This window comes from Streptomyces sp. NPDC005878 (genome assembly GCF_040629815.1).
Classification (GTDB): domain Bacteria; phylum Actinomycetota; class Actinomycetes; order Streptomycetales; family Streptomycetaceae; genus Streptomyces.
Genome location: NZ_JBEXWK010000017.1, coordinates 121,637 through 143,955, shown reverse-complemented (window position 1 = coordinate 143,955; position 22,319 = coordinate 121,637). Strand labels below are relative to the sequence as shown.

The following is a 22,319-nucleotide window of genomic DNA, read 5'->3' as shown; positions in this document are numbered from 1 at the left end:
ATAGGTTGACCGGCATGAGCAATCTCGATCGTCAGGCCACGCTCTCCGTGTGCGGCGGGCGCGGCTTCGTCGTCGCCGAGCCGGTGCGCGAGCTGCTGTCGCCGCGCACCGTCCGGCTCGGCGAGTCCACCGAGGTCCGCCGGCTGCTGCCGAACCTCGGCCGCCGCATGGTGGGCGCCTGGGCGTTCGTCGACCACTACGGCCCGGACGACATCGCCGACGAGCCCGGTATGCAGGTGCCGCCGCACCCGCACATGGGGCTCCAGACGGTGAGCTGGCTGCATGAGGGCGAGGTGCTGCACCGCGACAGCCTGGGCAGCCTCCGGACCGTCCGCCCGCGCGAGCTCGGCCTGATGACCTCCGGGCGGGCGATCAGCCACTCCGAGGAGAGCCCCCGCGAGCACGCGCGCCTGCTGCACGGCGCCCAGCTCTGGGTCGCCCTGCCCGACGCCCACCGCCACACCGAACCGCACTTCCAGCACCACGCGGACCTGCCCACGGTCACCGCGCCCGGTCTGCGGGCCACGGTGATCCTGGGCGAGATCGACGGCGCGGCCTCGCCGGGCACGGTCTACTCGCCGCTGGTCGGCGCCGACCTGTCCCTCACCGCGGGCGCGGAGCCGGGTCTGCCACTGGACCCCGACTTCGAGTACGCGGTCCTGTCGATGTCCGGCGAGGCGCGCGTGGACGGCGTCCCGGTCCTGCCCGGCTCGATGCTCTACCTCGGCTGCGGCCGCACCGAACTCCCCCTGCACGCGCTCTCCGACGCCTCCCTGATGCTCCTGGGCGGCGAGCCGTTCGAGGAGGAGATCGTGATGTGGTGGAACTTCATCGGGCGCTCCTCCGAGGAGATCGCCCAAGCGCGCGCCCAGTGGACCGACGGCAGCCGCTTCGGGACGGTCAAGGGCTACGACGGAGCCCCGCTCCCGGCGCCGGAGCTCCCGCCGGGCCCCTTGAAACCGCGGGGACGGGTGCGCTGAACCAGGACGGATCCCCGGCCGGCAGGGGCAGGAACCGGCCGTCCGGGGGCGGTTCGGGTGAACGCGTTGTCGGCCCGGGCGGTGGCGGGGGAGACTGCTCCCGATGCCGTCGGGGGGCGGCACCGGGCAGTTCCGAAGGGTGGGGGACCTTGACGGCGGCGGGTGGCGGGGAGTCGACCGGCCGGACGGCGCCCGAGGCGCTGCCTCCGGCCCTGCGCGCGCGGTTCGCGCTGATCGCGGCCCTCGCCGCGCTGGTGGTCGCCGCGCTCGGAATCCGGTACGCGGGCCACGGCGAGCCCGGCGGCGTGGACCGCCGGCTCGTCGCGCCGACGGCGGACAGCGTCGGACCGCCGTGGCGGCGTGCCGCTCTGGCCCTGGACTTCCTGGGGGAGCCCGCCGGATCGGCCCTGCTGCTCGCGGTCCTCGTCACGGTCTTCCTGCTGCTGCGGCGCCCTCGCGCGGCGGTGCTCGTCGTCGCCGCCGCGGGCGCGACGGTCGCCACGGCGACGCTCCTCAAGCACCTGGTGGGACGCACCATCCACGGCGACGGCAACCTGTCCTACCCCAGCGGGCACACCGCCTTCGCGACCGCCCTCGCCCTCGTGGTGGCGCTGCCCGCGGCCGGCCGCCCAGGACTCGGCAGGACGGCCGCCACGTCCCTCGTGCTCGCCGCCGCGCTGGCCGCCGGCGCCGTGATGGGCTGGGCGCAGGTGGCCCTCGGCGCGCACTACCCGACCGACGTCCTCGGCGGTTGGTGCACCGCACTCGCGGTGGTACCGGCGACCGCGTGGCTGCTCGACCGCGCGGCCGACCGGGGACCGGACGCCGGCCGCAGGACCGACGCCGGGCGGGAGCAAGCTCGCTGACATACGGTCAGGCCAGGCGCCGGAACACCGGTTTCACCGGCCGCCCCGCGAGCCAGGGGTCCGGATCGGCGGCGTCCAGCGCCTTGCGGTACACCGCACACGCCTGCGCCACCACGTCGACGGTACGGTCGATGTCGGCCTCGTCGAGGGCGCTGCTCACCACGAACGACGGGGCCAGCACCCCGCCCGCGAGCAGTTGGCGCAGGAACAGGGTGCGGTACCGCTGCGACGGCTGCCCGTTCTCGTCGAGGGTGGCGAAGACCAGGTTGCTGGCCCGGCCCCGGACGACGACGTGGTCGCCGACGCCCGCACCGGCCGCGGCGGCGCGGACACCGGCGGCCAGCCGCTCGCCGAGGGCGTGCAGCCGCGCGGTGACGCCCTCCTCGGTGTAGGTGCTCTGCACGGCCATCGCGGCGGCCAGCGCGTGCGTCTCCGCGCCGTGCGTGGTCGACAGCAGGAACACCCGCTCGCCGGAGTGCCGCAGCCCGCCGCGCTCCATCAGGTCGCGGCGCCCGGCCAGCGCGGAGACGGCGAACCCGTTGCCCAGCGCCTTGCCGAAGGTGGAGAGGTCGGGGACGACACCGTACAGGCCCTGGGCGCCCGCCTCGGACCAGCGGAAACCGGTGATCATCTCGTCGAAGACCAGGACGCAGCCGTGCCGGTCGGCCAGTGCGCGCAGGCCCGCCAGATACCCGGGCGGCGGCTCGGTGTGGGCGGCGGGTTCGAGGATGAGGCAGGCGACCTCGCCCGGGTAGCGGTCGAGCAGTTCCTCGGTGGCGGCCAGGTCCCCGTAGGGGAACCCGACCGTGAGGTCGGTGGTCACCGCCGGGACACCGGCGGACATCGGCGTGGTGCCGATGAACCAGTCGTCGACGGAGAAGAACGGGTGGTCGGAGCAGAGCGCCACCCGCTGGCGCCCGGTGGCGGCGCGGGCGAGCCGCACCGCCGCGGTGGTGGCGTCGGAGCCGTTCTTGGCGAACTTCACCATCTCGGCGGTGGGCACCGTGGCCAGGAACCGTTCGGCGGCCTCCACCTCCACGATGGACGGCCGGACGAAGTTGCTGCCGCGGTCGAGTTCCCGCCGTACCGCCTCGATCACCCGGGGGTGGGCGTGGCCGAGGCTGACCGAGCGCAGGCCGGACCCGTACTCGATGTAGCGGTTCCCGTCGACGTCCCACACATGGGCGCCCCGGCCGTGGCTGATGACCGGGGCCAGGTTCTCGGGGTACTGGTCGTCGCCCTTGGCGTAGGTGTGCGCGCCGCCGGGGATCATCGCGTGCAGCCGCTCGTTCGCCAGCCGCGAGCGCGGCAGGCGGAACTCTTCCGTGGCTTCGGTGTCTTGGGTTGCCAACCGACCTCACCTCTCGATGGACTTCAGGACCTCCGCCAGGCCCGGCGCCGCCCGGTCCCGCTGGGACATCGACGTGGCCGGCAGGGGCCAGTCAATCGCAAGTTCCGGGTCGTCGAAGGCGATCGTCACGTCTTCGGCCGGATCATGCGGGCGGTCGATCCGATAAGAGGTGTCGGCGGTCTCGGTCAGCGCCTGGAAACCGTGCGCACAGCCCGCCGGGATGTACAGGGTCACCTGGGTCTCCCCGGACAGCTCGAAGGAGGCCTGGTTGCGGTACGTCGGCGAAGTCGGCCGCAGGTCCACGACGACGTCGAAGATCCGCCCGTGGGAACACCGCACCAGCTTGGCCTCGCCCTCTCCCGAGCGCAGGTGCAGACCGCGCAGCACGCCCCGGACCGAGCGGGAGAGGCTGTCCTGGACGAAGGCGTCCGGGTCCAGGCCCACCGAGCGGACCACGTCGGCGTCGAAGGTGCGGCAGAAGAAGCCGCGTTCGTCGGCGTACGGCGTCGGTTCGAAGAGGAACGCGCCCGCGATCTCGGGGACTTCGGTCACCTTCATGGAGCCTCCTGGCGGGCGCGGGGCCGCGCACGGCCGGTCGTCGGGAACAGGGCCGCGGTCAACGCGGCGAACTGGTCGTCGAGTTGGCGGGCGGCGGCACGGTTCCGCTCGGCGAGGGTCCGGCGCAGCTCCGCCGCGTTCTTCTCCAGCTCCCGGAACTGCTCGACCAACCGGTCCGTGTCGACCTCGCGGGCCGGATGGCGGTACGGGCCCAGACCCATCCGGGCCATGAGCGCGTCGCTCTTCGCCGCGTAGCTGAGGGCGAGCGTCGGTGTGCCCGCCTTCAGCGCGCAGATCAGGTTGTGGTAGCGGGTCGCCACCACCGTGTCGGCCGCCGCCGCCTCCTTCATCAGATCGGCGAGCGAGGCCGTCTCGGCGACGGTGACCAGCGGCGAGTCCACCGCCTGGAGGATCGCGGCGACCACCGGCCGGTCGACCTCGTCGCCGGTGAGCAGCCGCACCGGCCTGCCGTCGTCGACCAGCGCCCGGACGAACCCGGTCACCCCGTCGAGGTAGCGCCGGTGGATCTCCTCGGCCCGGTCGCGGTCGTCGTCGCCGCCGTGGAAGGCCATCACACCGACGCAGACCGTGCCCGCCGGTCCCGGGGGCGCGCTCGCCGGTGGCACCGGCAGGGCGAACGCGAGGTCCGGGCAGACCCCGTCGCGCGTGGTGTCCACACCCATCGCCCGCATCGCGTCGCGGGACGGGCCGTCCCGGTACGAGCGGTACGCGGCCAGCCGCGCCGACCAGCGCACCAGCGTCCGCGTCGCCCGGTTGCCGATCGGGGCGGCCCCCACACCGACCAGCGCCACCCGGGTGCCGGAGAGCCGGCCGCTCGCGCAGAGCAGGAACAGCGCGTACGGGAAGCCCCACGGCCGCAGCGGCAGGGTGGCCTCCAGGACACCCATGCCCGGCACCATCACCACGTCGTGCCGGCGCACCCAGGCGGCGGTGCGGAAGACGTCGACGAATTTGCCCAGCCCCTTGCCCGCGACCGCGCCCGCGCGGGACGCGGTCCGGTACTCCCCGCGGTACCAGTGCAGCCGCGTCGCGGGGATCCCGTACCGGGCCGTGACGGCTTCCGGGCCGCCGCACAGCGCGTCCACGGCCGCTTCCGGGTGCTCGGCGCGCAGATACCCGAGCAGTGCCTCCAGCGACCCGTCGTTGCCGAGGTTGCCCGAGCCCAGTAAGCCGAACACCCCGACACGGACGGCGCTCACGCCCCCCTCCCCTCGCGGCCCGGGACCAGGGCGTCCACGGAGACGGTGAGCCGGTCCGGGTCGACCGGCGCGCGGTCCTCCACCCGCTCGCCGGCGCCTGGCCGCGCCCGGCTGGCCATCCACGCGGCGAGATGGCGGTAGCAGGCCCGCCGGTCGGCCGAGGAGAGCGGGGCCCGCCGGATCGCCGCGACGAAGCCGGCGACGTACTCGGCGAGCAGCCGGGGCGTCGGATGCAGCGGGCCCGCCCGGCGCGGGTCGAGGTTGACGCAGCGGGCGCGCTTGGTGGGGTTGGCCCGCTCGGCGCGGGCGGGGTGGTCGCGGCGGAAGTACAGCAGCTCCGGCACCTGGTGGAAGGGCCCGTGCAGGGCGATCTCGGCGACGAACGTGCGGTCCGCGTGGTGGTAGCTGTCGAGCGGCTTCACCCGGCGCAGCACGTCGGCCCGCAGCACCCCGTAGAAGTCGTCGCCGCCGGGCTCGAACAGCAGGCTGCGGAAGCGCTGCGGCGCGTGCGGCGAGTCGGTGGCGAGGGTGTACTCGTACGGGACCTTCACCTGCCCGTCGCCGTCGATGACCGCCTGGCCGGTGTGCGCCAAAATCATCTCCGGCCGCTCGTCCAGCGCCTGGACGCAGCGCAGCAGCAGGTCGCGGGCGTACAGGTCGTCGTGCGAGGCCCACTTGAACAGTTCGCCCCGGGACAGGGCGAACACCCGGTTGTGGTTGGGCGTCGCGCCGATGTTCCGGGGCAGCCGCGTGTACCGGATGCGCGAGTCCTTCGCCGCGTACCGGCGGCAGATGTCCTCGGTCCCGTCCATCGAGGCGTTGTCCGAGACGACCAGCTCGAAGTCCTCGTAACTCTGGCCGAGCAGCGCGTCGAACGACTCGGCCAGGTACTCCTCGCCGTTGTACACGGGCAGGCCGATGCTCAGCCGGGGACGGTCGGTCATGAGGTCCTCACTTCGGGGATGGGGTGGTGAAGGTGCTCGCGCAGGGCGGACCGCAACTGGAGCCACCACACGGCCGAGCTGCAGCCGGTCGCGACGGCGACGCCCCAGGCCGAGCCGACCGTGCCGGCCGCGGCCGCCCCGCCGAGCCCGCCGCCGACGTAGCAGGCGGAGGCGAACAGCTGGCAGCGCAGGCCGCGCCGGGCCGCGGCGAGCGCGCGCAGCCCGGCCGCGGCCCCCGTGCCGAGCCCGGCGCCCGCGACGCCGAGGGTGACCGGCACGATGAGCTGGGAGGAGGAGTGCCAGACGTCGCCGAGGACGAGCCCGCCGAGCCGGTCCGGCATCAGCAGCAGCGCCCCGCCCCACAGCAGCGCGGCGGCGGCCTGCCCGCCGCCCAGCAGGAGGCAGAAGGTGCCCAGGCGGTGCGGGGCCCGCCGCAGCACTCGCGCCGCCTCCGCGACGGTGACCAGCGACAGGCCCATCAGTACGGCGAGGAACGGGCCGAGCAGCAGCTCCGCGCCCCGGACCGCGCCCACCGCGCCGACCCCGACGATCGCGCCGAGCCCGTACGCCCGCAGCTGGTTGGCGCCGCTGAGGCTGACGTTCTCGACCAGGTAGCGGTAGCCGAGGTCGCGCTGCTCGCGCAGCCACCCGCGCGCCTCGCCCAGCCGGGGCCGGATGCCGCACTGGACGCAGCCGTACGCCGCGGCCACCGTGGCGGACGCGCCCCAGGCGAGGACGAAGGCGGCCACGGTGCCCCGGTGGGCCGCCGCGACCATCGCCGGGACGAGCGCGACGCCCCACACGACGTCGTTGACGAACGCCTTGCGCCCGGTGCCCGCGGCGAAGAACGAGTACCGCCAGGCGTCCTGGAGCAGCAGCCCCGGCAGCATGAAGCCGAGACAGGCGAACGCGGGCCCCACCCGGCCGCCGAGGGTGAGGCCGACCGCCGCGCACGCCGTACCGAGGGCGGCGCCGACGGCGAGCGCGGTACCCGAGGACCGGGCCACCGCCCCGCGCCAGGCGGCCTCCGCCACCCCGCTGAAGCGCACCACGAGCGGATCGGTGGCAAGGCCCCGGGAGACGTTGAGCACCACGCCGTAGGTCACCCACGCCAGGCTGAACACACCGAACGCGGTCACCCCCAGCGAGCGCGCCACATAGATCCCCACCGCGAAGTTGCTCACGCTGGAGGCCGCCTGGTCGGCCAGGCCCCAGGACAGCCGGCCGACCAGCGCCCGCCGGGCGGATCCGGCCGGTGCCGCCGCCTTCTCCCCCTCGGTGGTCATCGGAGTCATTCCCCGATCAGCTCGGCGCCGCGCAGCGCGTCGGCCGCGTCGGCGACGGCGTCGAAGGGCAGCCCGGACCGCTCGGCGACGTCCAGCAGGGAGTGCTCGCCGTCGGAGAGGCTCAGCACCCACAGCATCGCCATCTCGGTCTGCTTGGCGTCGCTGCGGCCCCCGAGCGAGTCGTACAGCCCGCGCCGCCCCAACTGCGGCTCGCCGTAGGGGCTGAGGTTGACGTACCGCCGGTCGCGGTCCAGGACGGCGAACGCCTCGCGGCAGACGGCGAGGGTGTCCTCCATCGCGTCCGGGGAGACGAAGTCGGGGTTGTCCGCCGAGGTGTGGTACTCGGGATAGCGCGCGTACGGCGTCCGGCTGAGCGAGCCCACACCGAGGTCGAACCCGGGCGAGCAGTACTGCCGCTCGTCATAGCCGTACGGGGTGAACTCGGTGATCCCGTGCGGCCGTCCGGAAGCGGTCAGCACATGCCGCATCACCCGGTCGATCCCCGCGTCGCCGCGCCTGCTCCGCTTGTACGTCAACGGGCCCCGGTCGCCGGCGCAGGCCAGCACCAGCCCGTGCCTGACCCGTTCCCGCACCCGCTCCGCGTTGCGCGCCAGCCACGTGATGGCGCCGATGGTGCCGGGCGCGAAGATGAACCGGTAGGTGTAATACGGCGTCCGCTCCGCCAGCGCGCGGGCCAGGAACACCGCCACCGCGATGCCGGCCAGGTTGTCGTTGGCCAGCGACGGGTGGCAGACGTGGCAGGAGACGATCACCTCGTCGGCGACCTGTCCGGGCACCACGTGCTCGGCGTAGGTGAGGTGGCCGTCGGCGAGCGTGGAGTCGACGCACACCTCGTACTCACCGTCCGGCAAGGCGTCCAGGGTCTCCTGCGCCAGGCAGAAACCCCAGGCCGGCTTGTAGTAACTGGTGCGGTAGGGCACCCAGGACGGGTGCTCCGGCAGGGTGTGCAGATGGTCGCGCAGCTCGGACAGGGGCATGGTCGCGGACACCGGCACGCTGTAGCCCAGCACGTGCAGGCTGGACGCGGCGAAGTCGACGACCCGGCGGCCGGTGGCGTCGGCGATGTAGGCGTCCCGGATGTTCCACTCCTGCGGCACCGTCCAGTCGAGCACCCGCGTCCCGGTCGGCACCTCGTGCACCTGGAGCGGAACGTACTCGCCGACGATGTCCAGGGTGGCGCGCACCCCGTCGCCGGTGATGCTCCGGCACAGCGGATACAGCCGCTCCACCAGGGCGTGCATCTCCTTGCCCGTCCCGGTCACCCGCGCCGCCGCAGGGTGTCGTCGACCGTGCCCGCCCCGGACGCCGCGCGCAGCACGGCGAGACGGGTGAAGCGCTGCTCGAAGGCCTCCCGGGTCAGCCCGTGCGCACGGTAGGCGTCGGCGAGTTCGAGGGCGCCCCGCTTCACCGTCCACGCGCAGTCGAAGCCGGGGACCGCCGCGCGGAACCGGGAGAAGTCGACCCGGTACGAGCGCGGGTCGGCGCCGTTCTCCCCGGTGATATTCACCTTCGCACCCGGCACCGCCTCGGCGACCTGGTCGGCGATCTCGGCGACCGTGACGTTGTTGACCTCGCTGCCGATGTTGAACGCCCGGTCGTGCACCGCCTCCCGGGGCGCGGCCAGCGCGGCCGTGAAGGCGCGGGCGATGTCGGCCGCGTGCACCAGCGGGCGCCAGGGGGTGCCGTCGGAGAGCACCAGCACCTCGCCGGAGAGCAGCGCGTGGCCCACCAGGTTGTTGAGCACGATGTCGGCGCGCAGCCGGGGCGAGTAGCCGAAGGCGGTGGCGTTGCGCAGGTACACCGGGCTGAAGTCGCCGTCGGCCAGGTCGTGCAGATCGTCCTCGACCCGCACCTTGGACTCCGCGTACGGCGTCACCGGGCGCAGCGGGGCGTCCTCGGCCACCAGGCCGCCGCCACCGGCGGCGCCGTAGACCGAGCAGGTCGAGGCGTACAGGAAGCGCCGCACACCGGCCTCGCGGGCCAGCCGGGCGAGGCGTACGGACGCGTGGTGGTTGATGTCGTAGGTGAGCTGCGGCGCCAGCGCTCCCAGCGGGTCGTTGGAGAGCGCGGCCAGGTGGATCACGGCGTCCACCCCGGCCACATGCTCGGCCGTGACGTCCCGCAGGTCCACCCGGTGCCCGGGCGGGTCCTCGGGCCGCGGGCCCAGCACGCAGTCGGCGAACAGGCCCGCGTCGAGGCCGACGACCTCGTGTCCGGCGGCGGCGAGGACCGGGGCCATCACGGTCCCCAGGTAGCCCTGGTGTCCGGTCAGCAGTACACGCACAGGTCATTCCCCCAGGTCGAGCATGAGTTTGGTGACGGCGAACGCCTCGGCGTAGCGGGCGTGGCATTCGATGCCGCGGATGCGGGCGAGGCCGAGGAAGGCCTCGCGGTCGTACCACGGCCGGTGCCGCTGCGAGGGGTAGTGCTCCTGGAGCAGCCGCACCTTCTGTTCGGCGGTCTCCGGCGACAGCGGCTGGTACGCCGCCATCCGGCCCAGGTCGCCGTCCCACTTGACGATCTCGTAGCCGAGCACGAGGTGGTCGCGGAAGGCGGTGGGTATCAGCCGCGCCAGACCGCGGTGGTCCTGGTGCGCGTCCTCGGTGCGCGGGGCCAGCACGAGATCCGGGTCGGTGCGCCCGCGCAGCTCCTCGACCGCGGCCTTGGCCTCGTCCCAGTGCACGGGCAGCCGGCCGTCGGGGAGTTTCAGCACGGTCAGCCGCAGGTCGGCGCCGGGGCAGAAGGCGGCGAGCGCGGCCCGCTCCTCCCGCTCCCGCTCTCCGCCCCCGCCGGAGAGCACCAGCGCGTCGACGCGGACGCCCGGCCGCGCCCGGCACAGCGTCAGCAGTGTGCCGCCGGCGCCGATGGCGATGTCGTCGCAGTGCGCGCCCACCGCGGCGATCCGGTCCGGGCGCCCGGCGCTGAGCCGGATCACGCCCTCGCCCCCGCGCCGTCCCGCTCCCACACGGCCCACGGGCGCTCGCCCCGGGCGTAGGCGTCGTCGAGCGCGGCCCGCTCCTTGACGGTGTCGGTCGGTTTCCAGAAGCCGCGGTGCCGGTGCGCCACCAGGCGGCCCTGCTTGGCCAGCCGGGCGCAGCCGTCGCCGACCAGGTCTCCGTTCTCCGGTATGTGGTCGAAGATCTCCTGGCGGAGCACGAAGTAGCCGCCGTTCTCCCACAGCGGCAGTTCGCTCACCGCGGTGATGCCCCCCACCAGGCCGTCCTCGCCCAGCTCCACGCAGTGGAAGGAGGACTGCGGCGGCACCACCATCATCGACGCGCCCGCGTCGCGCCGGGAGAACAGGTCGATCATCTCCGGCAGCGGGGCGTCGGTGAGCACGTCGGCGTAGTTGGCGAGGAACATCTCCTCGCCCTCCAGGTGGTGGCGGACCCGGCGCAGCCGCTCCCCGATCGGCGACTCGACACCGGTCTGCACGAACGTGATCGTCCAGGAGGCGATGTCGGTGGACAGCAGCTCGGTCTTCCCGCGCCGCAGCACGAAGTCGTTGGAGGTCGTCTCCTCGTAGTTGAGGAAGAAGTCCTTGATGTGGTGGGCCCCGTACCCCAGGCACAGGATGAACTCGGTGTGCCCGAAGTGCGCGTAGTAGCGCATGACGTGCCAGATCAGCGGCCGCGGGCCGACCATCGCCATCGGCTTGGGCACGTCGTCGGAGGACCCGTTGCGCATCCGCATCCCGTAACCGCCGCAGAACAGGACGACCTTCATGCTGTGACCTCGACAATGCTCAGTTCCGGTATGGGGAAGACCAGCCGGCCGCCCCAGTCGTGCACGAAGGACAACTGCTCGGTCAGCTCGGCCCGCAGGTTCCACGGCAGGACGAGGACGTAGTCCGGCCGGTCGGCGGCGATCCGCTCGGGCGGCAGGATCGGGATCCGGGTGCCCGGTGTGAACCTGCCGTGCTTGTACGGGTTGCGGTCGACGGTGTACGCGAGCAGGTCGGGCCGGATGCCGCAGTGGTTGAGCAGGGTGTTGCCCTTGCCCGGGGCGCCGTAGCCGACGACCGTCTCACCGCGCTCGGCCGCCTCGATCAAAAACCTGAGCAGATCCCGGCGCACCTTGGCCACCCGGGCGGAGAACTCGGCGTACCCCGACGGCTCCTGGAGCCCGGCCGCCCGCTCCCGCTCCAGCACCTCGGCCACCGTACGGCTCGGCTCGCCCGCCGCCTCGGCGGGCCGCGCCCACAGCCGGATGGACCCGCCGTGGGTGGGCAGCAGCTCGACGTCCACCAGCGCGAGCCCGCCACTGGCCAGCGCCCGGATCGCGGACGCGACCGTGTAGTACTGGAAGTGCTCGTGGTAGATCGTGTCGTACTGGTTCTCCTCGATCAGGGTCAGCAGGTGCTGCACCTCGATGGAGACCCAGCCGTCGTCGGCGACCAGGGCGCGCAGCCCCCGGGTGAAGCCGACCACGTCGGGGATGTGGGCGTACACGTTGTTGGCCACGACCAGGTCCGCCGGGCCGTGCTCGGCGCGGACGGCCGAGCCGGTGGCCGGGTCCAGGAACTCCGTGAGCGTGGGCACGCCCGCGTCCCGCGCCGCCGCGCCGACGTTCACCGACGGCTCGATGCCCAGGCAGCGGATCCCCCGCTCCACCACGTGCTTCAGCAGATACCCGTCGTTGCTGGCGACCTCCACCACGAAGGCGTCCGGCCCCAGCCCCACCCGCCGCACGGCGTCCTCGACGTACCCGCGCGCGTGCTCCACCCAGGACGTCGAGTACGAGGAGAAGTACGCGTACTCCTTGAACGTCTCCTCCGGCGTGATCAGCGGAGGGATCTGCGCGAGCCAGCAGTCCGTGCAGACCCGCAGGTGCAGCGGGTACGCCGGCTCCGGCAGGTCCAGTTGGTCCGCGGCGAGGAAGCTCTCGCACGGCGGCGTCGCCCCCAGGTCGACGACGCTCGCCATCGCTTTTGAGCCGCAGAGTCGGCATCGTGTCATCTGCTGTCCCCATCCCCCCGGTCCGCGCGGGTCTCCCCGCCGCGCACCAGCTCCGGCCGCCCCGCGATCGCGGTGCGGTACCCCTCCACCAGGCGCTCCAGCCCGACGGTTGGGCTGAACCCCTGCTCGTAACGGAGCCGGGCCGCCCGGCCCAGCTCCCGGTTGCGGTCCGGCCCGTCCGTGATCCGGCGCAGACAGGACGCGAGCGAGGCGGCCTCGCCCGGCCGGTGCAGCAGACCGGTCACCCCGTCCTCGACGAGTTCGACGAAGGCGCCGTGTCCGGCGGCGACGGCCGGGACCCCGGCCGCCATCGCCTCCACCACCACCAGGCCGAACGCCTCCAGCCACGTCGAGGGCGCCACCACCGCGACCGCCCGCGCGATGGCCCGCCGGCACCGCGCCGGGTCGTAGAGCCCGACGTGGCGCACGTCGTCGCGGCCCGCCGCCCAGGCGGTCACCTCCGGCTCCAGCGGCCCCGCACCGGCGATGACGAGCGGCACCCCCACCCCGCCGTCCGCGGCGAGCGCGTCCCACGCGGCCATGAGCAGCCGTACGCCCTTGGCCTCGGCGAGCCGGCCGAGATAGAGCAGATGCTCACCGGCGCCTGTGCGGCGGACGTCCGGTTCCGGCACGAAGTTGTGTTTCACCGCCAGCCGTTCGGACGGCATGCCGGCCCGCACCAGGACGTCGCGCTGCGCCGCGGAGATGCAGAAGAACCGCTCCACACCGGACCACCAGCGCCGCCGGTTGACCGACAGGCTGACCGCGAGCGGCACCGTGGCGAGCCGGGAACCCCGGTAGCAGCCGTGCCGGACGGCGGGCAGCGGCGTCCCCCCGACGCACTCGGTGCACGGCCGGCCGTCCCGTCGCAGCGTGCCGGGCGGGCACACCTGGGTGTAGTTGTGCAGCGTGGCGACGGCCGGCACCCCGGCGTCGGCGCAGGCGGCGAGGACCGCGGGCGACAGTAGCGGGAAGACGTTGTGGACGTGGACGATGTCCGGCCGCCCGGCGCGGAGCCGGGCGGCGAGCTCGGTGCGGACCGCCGGGTTCCACGGCACGAGCAGGGGCAGCGCGGCCTTGCCCGGCAGGGACCGGGCGGCGATGTCGTCGCTGCGCCGCTCGAAGACCTCGACCCGGTGGCCCGCCGCGCGCAGCAGCTCCACCTCCTGGTCGACGACGTTGTTCTCCCCGCTCGGCTGCGCCGAGGAGTAGCGGTTGTGCACCACGAGCACGTGCATGGGTGGGGTCACCTCCGGTCCCGGGCCCAGCGCGGGACAGGTCGTCGGGGAATCGCGGGCGCCGGGAGGGACGCGGGCGCGGCGGGCGCCGCGAGGAGCGAGGCGGCCAGGGCCAGATGCAGCAGATACGGCGAGGCGTCGCCCAGGCCCGCCTCGGTGTACGAGGCGATCGCGCAGTAGCTGATCAGGAAGATCGCGCAGGCCCGCTGCAACGACGGCGGTCGCAGCAGCGCGACGCCGCCGAGCACGATGATGACGGCCGCGACGAGGGTGATGCCGATCAGCCCCTGCTCGTTGTAGACGGCCAGCCAGCTGTTGTCGATCGGCAGCCCGCCGAACGACTTGTCGCCCAGGCCCACGCCGAACACCTTCTCCGACGTCGACCGGGGCGCCGACAGGAGCGCGTCCCACACCTTGGCCCGGCCGGTGAGGCTGGAGAAGTTCTCCTTGCTCTGGCCGCGCAGGAACCACGCCTGGAGCGCCGGGCCGAGCGCCGCCGCGGCCACCACGGCGCACAGCACCGCCCAGGTGAAGAACCGGCGGGCCGCGGCGCTGGTCAGCACGAGTGAGCCGATCGCCAGCGTCAGCCCGATGAACAGGCCGAGCGTGGCCGTCCGCGTGTGGGTCAGCGCCAGCAGGACCAGGGACGGCACGATGACGACCGCCGCGCTGGTCCGGTCGGTCCGGCGGCCCATCAGGAGCAGCACGGTGAGCCCGATGATCACCGCGGCGTACTGGCCGATCTGCGGCGGGGTGAGCGGCCACACCGCGCCGACCAGGCGTCCGCCGTAGAGGCCGGGCAGGGCCGCGCCGGGGGAGACGACCAGACCGGCGGCGACCGACCCGAGCACCGCGAAGTACATCCGGATGTGGTGCCGTACGAACGTCACACCCCCGTCCCACCAGCGGCCGAGCAGCCACAGCGTGGCGACGAAGAGCGCCAGCCGGGCGCACCGGAACAGCGCGCCGAACCCGGACTCCAGATGCGCGCTGGAGATCACGCTCGGCACCAGCAGCAGGGTGAGCAGGGACAGGAAGGCGCTGGGCCGGACGCGCAGTCGGAGGTTGAGGGCGAGCGCCAGCGCGAACGCGGCGACCAGCGCGCCCATGGTGACCAGCTGGATGAGGGAGCGCGGCAGCGGGACGATGGTCTTCGCGCCCGCGGAGCCGAGCGTGTTGAGGATCAGCAGCCCCCAGACCGTGCCGACGAGCTTCGGCGTGTGGTCGGTCTCCATCTCAACCACCGTCCGGCATACGGAAGGTGCTGCCCGCGTCCTGCTGGTACGGCGGGGCCTGCCACTGCCCGGTGTCCAGCACCCGGCTCGGGTCGTGGGCGACGAACTTCCACGGTCCGACGTAGACGTTGTCGTGCCAGCGGTTGCGCTGCTTGAGAGTGATCGCCTCGGCCACCTGCTCGCCCTGGTAGGGCGACCAGTCCGGGTAGGTGCCGTAGTTGGCCAGGACCGCCATGCGGTCGCACTTCACCGTGCACTCGACGACCGAGGTGTCCAGCAGGAAGCGGTTGTTGTGGATGTCCACCCGCTGGGTCTTCCACCGGCAGTCGGCGTACAGCGGCGCGTCGGCGATCGCCGGGCGCGCACAGCGGTCGGAGTGCGCCACCAGCAGCGTGCAGTCGCCGGAGGAGGTGTTGGCGGGGCTGTTGCAGAACCGGTCGGCGTTCTCCCACAGGGTGATCCCGGACCAGTTGTTCTCCAGGACGTTCCCGGCGATCTCGATCTTGTCCGTACGGGCGTGGATCCGCGGTTCGCCGCCCGACTCGGACAGGTAGACCGTCGCGAACGGGAAGGTGTCGCCGCGCTCGACGTACTTGCGGCCCTCCACCCAGTTGTTCCGCAGGAACGAGTTGTTCCGGATGACCGCGTTGTAGCTGGTCTCATAGATCAGCGCGGCACCGTCGTTGGCCTCCAGGACGTTGCCCTCGATGCGGAAGTCGTTGTTGTTGGTGTCCGCCCACAGCCCGGTCCCGCGGTTGTCGTGCACCCAGTTGCCGCGCACGTCGGCGCCGTTGACGGCCCAGAACTTCACGCCTCCCGTGCAGCCGCAGCCCGGCCGGCGCCGCTCCCAGTCGTCGGTGTTGTTGCCCGCGATCTCGTTGCCCTCGACCACCAGACCGCCGAGCGGGGCGCCGTCCTTGTACGCGTTCATTCCGTACTGGCCGTTGCCGCGCAGACAACTGGCGCGCACCTGCTGGCGCGCACCGGCCATCAGCCCGGCGCCCGAGTTGTGCTGGATGGTCGTGTGCTCCACCACCCACCCGTCGGCCGAGTCGTGGTTGACCACGCCCTCGTTCTGCGGCGCGACGAACCCCTCGACGGTCAGATGACGCAGGGAGACGTCCCGGGCGGGACCGCCGAAGGCGTACTGGTTGGTCTTGCGGCCGTCGAGCACCGCGCCGGGCGCGCCGAGGTAGTGGTCGCCCTCCTTGGGGAGCACCTGGGCGTAGCGGTCCGGTTCGAGCCGGTGCCGGCCCGGCCGCAGCCAGAACGTGGTGCCCGGGGGGCTGTCGCGGGTCTTCGCCGCCAGGTCACCGACGACCGCGGGGTCGACCGTCACCGCGCCCGCGGGCGCGGTCGCCGGACCGGCCGGGGGCGCGGCGCACACCCGGGCCACGGACCGGGCCGCCGACGTGGCGGACCGGCCCGTCGGCTCCGGCGCCGGTCCGCCCGGCTTGCTCACACAGCCCGTCACCAGCAGGGCCGCCGCCGACGCCGCCACCCACACCCCGTACCGCCTCGTGGATCCCACGCTGCCCCCTAGCCGTGGAACCTGAGTACGGTGGTGAACCCGCGCGCGGCGTCGGCGGAGCCCGTGCCGACCAGCGTGGTGGCGGGTTCCTTGCGCCCGAAGCCGGGGGAGTACCAGCCCAGCGGCGGATCGCTCTCGCCGCGGTGCGCCCGCCAGGACAGCTCCCCGGGCAGGTCGAGCACGGCCGAGCGGTCCTCGCCGTCCCGGGTCCAGGTGAGCCGGGCGCGGTCGCCCACCAGCTCCGCGGTGATGGCCGGGCCGAGGTGGAAGGCCAGCCGCACGTCCCGGCGGGGGCCGCCGCGCACCTCGTCCACCACCCGCAGTTCTCCGCTCGCGGCCGTCAGCTCCACCCGGCGCCGGTGCGTGGAGGGCAGGTAGCCGTCGTGCTCGGCGCACCAGCGGGCCACACCCCCCTCGGAGGTGTCCGCGGCCAGGACGCGGCCACGGGCGTGCCGGGTCCACAGGAACGGGCCGCCGGAGACGGACTGGTCGCCGCCGTCCAGGCCCAGGGTGTTGTGGCCGAGGGTGGAGCGGAAGTACCGCCGCCACTCGGGCTGCCCGTGGTAGCAGTACGTCCCCGGGTCGGCCAGCACGTCGACCCCGTCGTGCCGGACCTCCACGGACAGCGCGTCCGCGTGGGCGTGCGCGGCGATGGACAGGAAGCCGTGCGGGCCGCCGTCGCAGCGGCACCAAATCTCCCCGGGGCCGCGCAGGATGGTGAGTCCCGCGTCGGCGAAGTGGCCCGGCCTGCTCGCCGGGCGGGACACGGCCGGTGCGCTCGCCACCTTCGCGTACGGCCGGATGAGCGCGGCCAGCAGCGGGGTGCGCACATCGCCTCCGGTCACCTCCGGCCACCAGGCGAGCCGGCCGAACACGGCGTCCCCGGTGGCCAGGAGCGAAGCCCAGCGGTGGGTGCCCGCGCCGTCCAGGACCAGGCCGTGGCCGTCGTCCGCGTCCCCCTGGCGCGGCGGACGCAGCCGGTTGTCCACGACGGCCGCGAGCGCGTCGGTCATGCGCAGCAGCACCACCCGGACCGTCGCGGGGACCGGCACGTCCGCGGCGTCCGCCTCGGCCACCGCGGCCAGCCCGAGCTCCAGCACCAGCCCGTGGTACTCGGTGGCCAGCTCGCGGTTGAGACCGGAGAGGAAGGTGTTGGCGCGCAGCTGCCGCTCCAGGAGCCGCAGCGCCTCGGCCCGCCAGCGCGCCGAGGCGGGGAACCACCCGAACGCGCAGGCCGCCGCGAACTGCCCGGCCGCCTCGGCGACGACGTGGTTGTTCGCCGAGGAGCCCCGGCTGGGGAAGGCGGCCAGCCAGCGCTGGTGGTGCCAGATCTGTTCGCGCGCCACCGGGTTGGACTCGAAGAGCGCGGCCGCGCCCGCCCAGCCGTCGAGCAGCCGCCGCACCCACACCCACGACAGCAGCCGGATGCCCAGCTCGATGCCGCTGGTCCAGTGCACCGAGCGCAGCGGCGGGTTGGCCTCCCACCAGGACCGCAGATGCGCGGCCACGCGCTCGGCGTACCGCTCGTCCCCGGTGATCGCGTAGGCGGCGGCCAGCACCGTCAGGTACTGGTGCCGCGACAGCTCCCAGATCTGCTTGATGTCCCCGACCGCGTCCTCGTCGCGGTACGGCACGTCGAAGGCGTAGCCGCCGGGGGCCCGGCGCCCGGTCCTGGGGTCGTGGGACCAGTCCGGGTCGGTCAGGTCGTCGCGTTCCACCCCGAAGTACGTGACGTACCCGGCCATCAGCCGGTCCGCCTCGGCGACGAGCCGTCGCGCGGCGTCCGGCGGCACCGCGGCGAGCGCCCCCGCCGGCAGCACCGCGGTGAACCGGGCACCGGACACGGCCGGGCAGGAGGGCGGCGCCGACCGCCACCGCCGTCTGCGCACCGTGTCGCCCACCCGGCCGCCGACCTCACGCGGCCCCATCCGGGACAGCCGCCGCAGATACCAGCCGGCACTTCCCGAGCGCACCGTCATCGCGCCCCCGTCAGGGTCACCGGCGTACCGGCGGCCAGGCCGGACCGTACGGCGAGGGTGGCCGCCGTGGTGGCGGCCAGCGACTCCAGGGACACCGGCATGGGCCCGCCGGTCCGCACCGCCCTTACGAACGCGGCCAGTTGTGCGGACTGGCCCTTGTCCCGTGCCTTCGGCAGCCGCGAACTGACCCACCGCCTGCGGCGGCCGTCGTACACGGAGGCGCGCACGAAGTCGTCGAGCCGCAGCACCTTGCCGTCCGCCACCAGGTCCAGCGTCTCCTTGGGGAAGTCGGGCGCGCCGGAGGTGACGTAGCTGAGGGTGGCGGTGGACCCGTCCGGGTAGCGGAGCACGACCTGGAGGTCCTCGTTGCCGGACGTGGCGACCGCGTACACCGACACCGGGTCGGCCCCCAGCAGCCAGCTCGCGGTGTCGATGAAGTGCCCGCCCTCGCCCGCGAACCGCGAGCCCTCGGCGCCCTGCTGGAGGTACCAACTGCCCTGCTGCAACCGGCCCGCGTTGACCAGGTAACGCAGGTTCGCGGGCCCGGTGCGGGCGCCGAACCGCTTCCCGGCCTCCTGGAGCAGCGGTGCGAAGCGGCGGTTGAAGCCCACTTGGAGCCGGTCGTTCCCGGACTCCTCCACCGCCGCCAGCACCCCGGCCAGCTCCTCGTCGGTGAGCGCCAGGGGTTTCTCCACGAACACGCTCTTGCCGGCCAGCAGCGCCTTCCGGGTCAGTTCGGCGTGCGAGCTGTGCCGGGTGACGACGAACACCGCGTCGACGGACTTGTCACCGAGCACGGCGTCCAGATCCGTGGTCGCCGCGGCGAAACCGAACTTCCGCCGCGCGTTGGCCGCGGAGAGCGCCGTCGTGGTGACGACGGCCGACAACTCGACGCCCTCGCGCCCCGCCAGGTGCGGCAGCAGCATCGACGTGGCGTAGTTGCCCGCGCCGACGAACGCCAGCCGCACCGGCGTCCCCGCGCCCCGGGACGGGGAGGACGACCCGCCGCCGGACCGCTTCACCACGGGCACCGGCACGGACACCGCCGGGGCCTGCGCCCGCGCCTCCGCCGGCCGCCCGGGGTACCGGAACAGCACCGCCACGGCCTTCAGATCGCCGTCCTTCAGGCGCTGATACGTCTCGACGGCGTCGTCGAAGGCGGCGACGTGCGAGACCAGGGGCTCCACGTCGACGCGGCCGCGGGCGGCGAGGTCGAGGAAGCACGCCAGGTTGCGGCGCTCGGTCCAGCGCACATACCCGATGGGGTAGTCCCGGCCCTCCAGCTCGTACTCCGGGTCGTAGCGCCCGGGGCCGTAACTCCGGGAGAACCGGACGTCCAGCTCCTTCTCGTAGTACGCGTTCCACGGCAGGTCCAGACGGCACTTGCCGATGTCGACGACCCGCCCCCGGTCCCGGCAGAGCCGGGCGGCCAGCTCGACGGGCTGGTTGCTGCCCCCGCCCGCCGCCAGGTACACCTGGTCCACGCCGTACCCGCCGGTGAGTTCGGCGACGGCGCTCTCCACGGCCGCGGACGCGGGATCGCCGCAGGCCGCGGCGCCCAGGCGCTCGGCCAGCTCGCAGCGCGCCGGGTCGGGGTCGGCCCCCACGACACGGACTCCGGAGGCGGTCAGGAGCTGCGCGACCAGCTGCCCGATCAGGCCGAGGCCGATCACCAGCGCCACCTCGCCGAGCTGCGGCTCACCGCGGCGCACGCCCTGCAACGCGATCGACCCGACGGTGCCGAAGGCCGCGTGCCGCGGCGCGAGACCGTCCGGCACCCGCGCGTAGAGGTTCTTCGGCACCCAGTTCAGCTCGGCGTGCAGCGCGTGCTCGTTGCCCGCGCAGGCCACCACGTCACCGACCGCCACGTCGTCGGTCCCGGCGCCGACCTGCTCGACCACCCCGCACAGCGAGTAGCCCAGCGGTGTGTACGAGTCCAGCTTGCCCATCACCTTGCGGTAGGTGGCGGGCACCCCGTTGGTGGCCACGCTCTGCATGACCTTGGCCACCTGGTCCGGCCGGGAGCGGGCCTTGCCCAGCATCGACATACCGGCCTCGGACACCTTCATGAGCTCGGTCCCGGTGGATATCAGCGAGTAGGCGCTGCGGACCAGCACCCCGCCCGGCTTGCACCCCGGCACCGGCACGTCGAGCACCGCCAGCTCGCCGCTCTTGTAGTTCTGCACAACCTGTTTCACCGAAGTCCCCTTGCTTCTACGCCGACAGGCGCGTGTTCTCGCCGGACCCGGAGGTCGCGCCGCGATACCAGTACTCGAGGGTCAGCACATGCCAGAGATGTTTGGAGAAGTCCCGCTGCCCGGCGGCGTCCTCGGCGACCATCCGCGCCAGCGCGTCACGGCGCAGGAACCCGGAGCGGACCAGCTCGCCGTCGTTGACCACCTCGCGCACCAGCGGTGCCAGGTCCCGGCTCATCCAGGCCCGCAGCGGGGCGCTGAACAGGCCCTTGGGCCGGTAGACGATCTCCCGGGGCAGGACCGAGAGGGCGGCCTCCTTCAGGACGGCCTTGCCCTGCCGTCCGGTGATCTTGCGGTCGCCGGGCACCGCGAACGCCGCCCTGACCACCTCCACGTCCACGTACGGCACCCGCACCTCGGTCGACGCGGCCATGCTGGAGCGGTCCGTGTACGCGAGGTTGAGGCCCGGCAGGAACATCCGGGCGTCGCCCAGGCACATGCGGTTGACGAAGTCGTCGAGGTCGTTGTCCTGGTAGACATCGGCGTGCTCGGTCAGGACGTCGTCGACCGTCCCGGCCAGATCCGGGTCGACCAGAGCGAGCAGCTCCTCCTGGTCGTACATGGTGTAGCTGCGCCGGAACGCGGTCTCCTCCGGCAGCTCCGCGAAGGAGAGGAACCGCTTGGCGAACCGCACGGAGCGGTAGCCCCGGCGGGCCGTGGCGACGGGCAGCCGGTCCACGGCCGCGGACACCCCGCGCCGCAGGGGGCGCGGAACGCGCTGGTAGCGCAGCGCGAGCAGGTTGGCCAGGTGCTTGCGGTACCCGGCGAACAGCTCGTCGGCGCCCATCCCCGAGAGCATCACCTTCACCCCGGCCTCCCGGGCCGCCGAGCAGATCAGGAAGGTGTTGATCGCGGCGGGGTCGCCGATCGGCTCGTCCAGGTGGTACGTCATCTGCGGCAGCAGGTCGAGCACGTTCGGCGCGATCTCGATCTCGTGCAGGTCGACGCCGAACCGCCCGGCCACCTGACGGGCGTAGCGCAGGTCGTCCGGCATCGCCTCGAACCTGGCGTCCTCGGCGCGGAACCCGATCGTGTAGGCGGAGATCCCGGGCCGGTGGCGGGCGGCCAGCGCGGTGAGATAGCTGGAGTCGAGCCCGCCGGAGAGGAAGGTCGCCACGGGCACGTCGGAGAGCAGGTGCCGGCGCGTCGACTCCTCGACGACGGCGGCCAGATCGGGCCGCTCACCGGCGCGCGCCCGCTCCCGGCCCTCGGCGGCGACGTCTTTCAGGCTCCAGAACGTGCCCCGGTCCACCCGGCCGTCGGCACGGCACCGCAGCCAGCTTCCCGGCGGCAGCTTCTCCGCCCCGCGCAGCGCGCAGCGCGAGTCGGGCACCCAGTAGTACAGCAGCGAGGCCACCAGCGCCGCGTGGTCCACCTCCAGTGATCCGCCGGTCACCGCGGCGAGCGCCTTGAGTTCGGAGGCGAACACCAGGCCCGTACCGCGCCGGAGCAGGAACAGCGGTTTGACGCCGAGCTGGTCGCGGGCGAGCACCAGCTCACCTGTGCGCTCGTCGAAGACCGCGAAGGCGAACATGCCGCGCAGCCGGGGCAGGCAGTCCGTGCCCCAGCGCCGCCAGGCCTCCAGCAGGACCTCGGTGTCGGAGGTGCCGCGGAAGCGCACCCCGGCGGCGGCCAGTTCGGTACGGAGTTCGGGCGCGTTGTACAGCTCGCCGTTGTACGTCAGGGCCAGGCCGTCCGAGACCATCGGCTGGGCGCCGGTCCCGGACAGGTCGATGATGGCCAGCCGGCGGTGCCCCAGCTGCACGTCGCCGTCGCCCAGGGGATGGCCGTAGCGGCCCGCCCCGTCCGGGCCCCGGTGGGCGAGGACGTCGGTGAGCCGGTCGGTGACGGCCTTCCCGTCCGGCCACCGGTATGTGCCTGCGATGCCACACATGTC

Annotated in this window: 18 protein-coding genes; 2 read left to right on the top strand and 16 right to left on the bottom strand. The window is 73.6% G+C overall.

Going from position 1 to position 22,319, the window contains the following annotated elements; genetic code table 11:
* Positions 1-14: 14 nt before the first annotated feature.
* Together ABZ404_RS24170 and ABZ404_RS24165 are read left to right on the top strand one after the other, a co-directional pair.
* Positions 15-980 carry a pirin family protein gene (locus tag ABZ404_RS24170; protein WP_358831298.1) on the top strand — a complete coding sequence of 322 codons (966 nt, stop codon included), beginning with the start codon at positions 15-17 and terminating at the stop codon, positions 978-980.
* Positions 981-1,129: 149 nt separating this feature from the next.
* Positions 1,130-1,846, top strand: coding sequence for a phosphatase PAP2 family protein (locus tag ABZ404_RS24165; protein WP_358831297.1), 717 nt, complete (start codon positions 1,130-1,132; stop codon positions 1,844-1,846).
* Between the two features lie 7 nt (positions 1,847-1,853).
* Here the strand turns inward: ABZ404_RS24165 and ABZ404_RS24160 are convergent, their stop codons facing one another.
* From ABZ404_RS24160 to asnB, 16 genes are read right to left on the bottom strand one after another with little or no spacing between them, the layout of a single operon-like run.
* Complete coding sequence (locus ABZ404_RS24160; RefSeq protein WP_358831296.1) at positions 1,854-3,197, bottom strand: glutamate-1-semialdehyde 2,1-aminomutase; 1,344 nt, start codon at positions 3,195-3,197, stop codon at positions 1,854-1,856.
* A 6-nt stretch (positions 3,198-3,203) separates the two neighbouring features.
* Complete coding sequence (rfbC, locus tag ABZ404_RS24155; RefSeq protein WP_358831295.1) at positions 3,204-3,755, bottom strand: dTDP-4-dehydrorhamnose 3,5-epimerase; 552 nt, start codon at positions 3,753-3,755, stop codon at positions 3,204-3,206.
* Positions 3,752-4,975 (bottom strand): polysaccharide pyruvyl transferase family protein, encoded by a 1,224-nt coding sequence (locus tag ABZ404_RS24150; protein ID WP_358831294.1) that lies wholly within the window; start codon positions 4,973-4,975, stop codon positions 3,752-3,754. The genes rfbC and ABZ404_RS24150 overlap by 4 nt, the downstream gene beginning before the upstream one ends.
* The gene (locus tag ABZ404_RS24145; RefSeq protein WP_358831293.1) at positions 4,972-5,919 is read right to left on the bottom strand and encodes a glycosyltransferase family 2 protein; all 948 of its coding nucleotides are present in this window, start codon (positions 5,917-5,919) and stop codon (positions 4,972-4,974) included. Before ABZ404_RS24145 ends, ABZ404_RS24150 begins: the two co-directional genes overlap by 4 nt.
* Positions 5,916-7,214: a hypothetical protein gene (locus tag ABZ404_RS24140; RefSeq protein ID WP_358831292.1), complete on the bottom strand. Its 1,299-nt coding sequence runs from the start codon at positions 7,212-7,214 to the stop codon at positions 5,916-5,918. Before ABZ404_RS24140 ends, ABZ404_RS24145 begins: the two co-directional genes overlap by 4 nt.
* Positions 7,211-8,467, bottom strand: a complete 1,257-nt coding sequence (locus tag ABZ404_RS24135) for a DUF4910 domain-containing protein (RefSeq protein WP_358831313.1) — start codon at positions 8,465-8,467, stop codon at positions 7,211-7,213. The genes ABZ404_RS24140 and ABZ404_RS24135 overlap by 4 nt, the downstream gene beginning before the upstream one ends.
* 17 nt (positions 8,468-8,484) lie before the next feature.
* Positions 8,485-9,510, bottom strand: a complete 1,026-nt coding sequence (locus tag ABZ404_RS24130; protein WP_358831291.1) for an SDR family oxidoreductase — start codon at positions 9,508-9,510, stop codon at positions 8,485-8,487.
* Between the two features lie 3 nt (positions 9,511-9,513).
* Positions 9,514-10,161 carry a PIG-L family deacetylase gene (locus ABZ404_RS24125; protein WP_358831290.1) on the bottom strand — a complete coding sequence of 216 codons (648 nt, stop codon included), beginning with the start codon at positions 10,159-10,161 and terminating at the stop codon, positions 9,514-9,516.
* Positions 10,158-10,952 carry a glucose-1-phosphate cytidylyltransferase gene (locus tag ABZ404_RS24120; RefSeq protein ID WP_358831289.1) on the bottom strand — a complete coding sequence of 265 codons (795 nt, stop codon included), beginning with the start codon at positions 10,950-10,952 and terminating at the stop codon, positions 10,158-10,160. The genes ABZ404_RS24125 and ABZ404_RS24120 overlap by 4 nt, the downstream gene beginning before the upstream one ends.
* Positions 10,949-12,184: a class I SAM-dependent methyltransferase gene (locus tag ABZ404_RS24115; protein ID WP_358831288.1), complete on the bottom strand. Its 1,236-nt coding sequence runs from the start codon at positions 12,182-12,184 to the stop codon at positions 10,949-10,951. Before ABZ404_RS24115 ends, ABZ404_RS24120 begins: the two co-directional genes overlap by 4 nt.
* The gene (locus tag ABZ404_RS24110; protein WP_358831287.1) at positions 12,181-13,422 is read right to left on the bottom strand and encodes a glycosyltransferase; all 1,242 of its coding nucleotides are present in this window, start codon (positions 13,420-13,422) and stop codon (positions 12,181-12,183) included. Before ABZ404_RS24110 ends, ABZ404_RS24115 begins: the two co-directional genes overlap by 4 nt.
* Positions 13,423-13,430: 8 nt before the next feature.
* Complete coding sequence (locus ABZ404_RS24105; RefSeq protein WP_358831286.1) at positions 13,431-14,657, bottom strand: O-antigen ligase domain-containing protein; 1,227 nt, start codon at positions 14,655-14,657, stop codon at positions 13,431-13,433.
* A 1-nt stretch (position 14,658) separates the two neighbouring features.
* Positions 14,659-16,188, bottom strand: a complete 1,530-nt coding sequence (locus ABZ404_RS24100; protein WP_358831285.1) for a right-handed parallel beta-helix repeat-containing protein — start codon at positions 16,186-16,188, stop codon at positions 14,659-14,661.
* Positions 16,189-16,196: 8 nt separating this feature from the next.
* The gene (locus ABZ404_RS24095) at positions 16,197-18,167 is read right to left on the bottom strand and encodes an alginate lyase family protein (RefSeq protein WP_358831284.1); all 1,971 of its coding nucleotides are present in this window, start codon (positions 18,165-18,167) and stop codon (positions 16,197-16,199) included.
* Entirely contained in the window at positions 18,164-20,365 is a 2,202-nt protein-coding gene (locus ABZ404_RS24090; RefSeq protein ID WP_358831283.1) for a bi-domain-containing oxidoreductase, read from the bottom strand. Before ABZ404_RS24090 ends, ABZ404_RS24095 begins: the two co-directional genes overlap by 4 nt.
* A 16-nt stretch (positions 20,366-20,381) precedes the next feature.
* Positions 20,382-22,316: an asparagine synthase (glutamine-hydrolyzing) gene (gene asnB / locus ABZ404_RS24085; RefSeq protein WP_358831282.1), complete on the bottom strand. Its 1,935-nt coding sequence runs from the start codon at positions 22,314-22,316 to the stop codon at positions 20,382-20,384.
* Positions 22,317-22,319: the final 3 nt, after the last annotated feature.